Here is a 1,950-nt window from a genome sequence, read left to right as displayed (position 1 = left end):
ATTTAAAAAATGTTGAAACTGTTCCTTAGGACTATTTGATATGGCGGTTAATCCAATTGCAGTGGATGTTCTTTGCGTGGGCCATGCCTCGTATGACCTAGTTTATTCCGTGCCGCACCACCCTGGGCCAGATGAAAAAATGCTTGCTGACAGCTTTGTAAGTTGTGGCGGTGGGCCTGCCGCAAATGCGGCGGTGATGACCTCAAAGTTAGGGCTAAAATCAGCATTCGTAGGTTATTTGGGGCGTGACCTTTATGGCGAAATGCACAGGCAGGAGCTAATCGACAATGCCGTAGTGGTTGCTGGGTTGGTGCGAGGCATATCGCCCACGCCGCTGTCGATGGTATTGGTCAAGCCTGACGGCAAACGCGCATTAATCAATTACAAAGGCGAAACCAAGCCGTTGCCCGAAAATGCAGTGGATTTCTCAACGATTAAAGCCAAGGTCATCTTATTTGACGGGCATGAACCACAACTTTCCATACCGCTTGCCAAAGTTGCCAAAACGCAGGGTATACCGACGGTGTTGGATGCAGGTTCCGTGCATGAGGGTACTCTAGCCTTGATGGATAAGGTAGCTTATCTGGCCTGTTCGGAAAAGTTTGCTGTGCAATTGCTAGGAAACGAAGAAGCCGCGTTAAGCCATTTGGCAAAAGTCTCACCTAACGTGGTGATTACGCTGGGCGAAAGAGGATTAATCTGGCAACAGGGAAAAACGCGTGGCGCATTCCCTGCCTTTTCTGTGAATGTCGTTGATACAACCGGTGCGGGCGATGCCTTCCATGGCGCATTTGCCGCTGCGATTGCGTTAGAGATGGAGTGGGATGAAGTCTTACGTTATGCCAGTGCGGCAGGGGCATTGTGTTGTACGAAAGCGGGCGCAAGGTTGGGGCTGCCTAGCTATCAGGCGCATTGGGATTTGTTTAAGCAAGGGCTGTAGCTTTATCGAGCTTGCTGAAAAAGCTTTTAGCTTTACTATTTCTCGCAACATAAAAGCACGAGGGCGTGTTGTTTTGGTAAGTTTTGTTGACACCACTCGAAAACAACCCAAAATTCATCTTGCTCTAAAGCATAGTCAGGTTCGCTCCAAGCACCGGGTGTACCAATCCAGTGACCTTTCCCGTTAAATATCAATTGTTCTAAGGCTTCGTTTGGGTTGCTATCATCACCAATCGTCTCTCCTGGCACATGCTGCTTTCCTACAGCACGGTAGTGGTCGGCAATTTTGTGTTTAAGAATGCCAATTAACCAAGTTCTTACTGCTGATTCACTGCGAAAGCCCTCATTGCCGCGCAATGCCGCCAGCAGCGTTTCTTGTACCACATCTTCAGCGGCGGCATGACCATGCAAGTGTAAAAAAGCATAGCGTAATAGCACGGTTCGGTGCCGACTTAAGTCCTTATTATTCATAATGTCGCATGACTTTCATCAGCTTCAACTCGTTCAACGTTAACTTTCATTCGTCAACACTTTGTAATGCGGGTCTTCATAAATATTGACATCAATCAAAACATCCGCATTGTTTAAAAGCTGTCTACAATCTTGGCTTAAATGCTTTAAATGCAATTTTTTACCTAGCTTTTGATAACGCTCAGTGAGTTTATTTAACGCCTCAATCCCTGACATATCGACTACTTTACTCGCTGAAAAATCAATAATCACCTCGTCAGGATCATTTAATACATCAAATTTTTCACTGAAATCAGACACTGAGCCAAAAAATAATGGGCCAACCATTTCATAATGCTTAACGCCCTGCTCATCGACATAGCGTCTGGCGTGAATATGTTTGGCATTTTCCCAAGCAAAAACTAACGCCGAAATAATCACGCCGATTAATACCGCCAACGCTAAATTGTGCAATATCACGGTAACGAGGGTAACAATCACCATGACAAAAATATCAGTTTTAGGCATACGGTTGAATATTTTTAAACTTGCCCATTCAAA

Annotated in this window: 3 protein-coding genes; 1 reads left to right on the top strand and 2 read right to left on the bottom strand. The window is 45.5% G+C overall.

The window, feature by feature from the left end; translation table 11 throughout:
• The first annotated feature begins 40 nt into the window (after nucleotides 1-40).
• Nucleotides 41-940, top strand: coding sequence for a carbohydrate kinase family protein (locus ACHZC4_RS03690; RefSeq protein ID WP_394752441.1), 900 nt, complete (start codon nucleotides 41-43; stop codon nucleotides 938-940).
• Between the two features lie 35 nt (nucleotides 941-975).
• On the opposite strand, the gene ACHZC4_RS03685 is transcribed toward ACHZC4_RS03690, so the two are convergent.
• Together ACHZC4_RS03685 and ACHZC4_RS03680 are read right to left on the bottom strand one after the other, a co-directional pair.
• Nucleotides 976-1,410, bottom strand: a complete 435-nt coding sequence (locus ACHZC4_RS03685; RefSeq protein ID WP_394752440.1) for a sigma factor — start codon at nucleotides 1,408-1,410, stop codon at nucleotides 976-978.
• Between the two features lie 39 nt (nucleotides 1,411-1,449).
• A partial coding sequence (locus ACHZC4_RS03680) for an STAS domain-containing protein (RefSeq protein ID WP_394752439.1) occupies nucleotides 1,450-1,950 on the bottom strand: 501 nt, incomplete at its 5' end.

The sequence above is a fragment of the Crenothrix sp. genome (assembly GCF_043729335.1).
Classification (GTDB): domain Bacteria; phylum Pseudomonadota; class Gammaproteobacteria; order Methylococcales; family Methylomonadaceae; genus Crenothrix.
The sequence above is the reverse complement of the archived record's forward strand: the minus strand, read 5'-3'. Positions and strand labels throughout refer to the sequence as shown.

What these genes read in the sequence shown, in the direction of transcription:
- ACHZC4_RS03690 (WP_394752441.1), top strand. Translation starts at nt 41, where the DNA reads ATGGCGGTTAATCCAATTGCAGTGGATGTTCTTTGCGTGGGCCATGCC.
- ACHZC4_RS03685 (WP_394752440.1), bottom strand. Translation starts at nt 1,410, where the DNA reads ATGAATAATAAGGACTTAAGTCGGCACCGAACCGTGCTATTACGCTAT.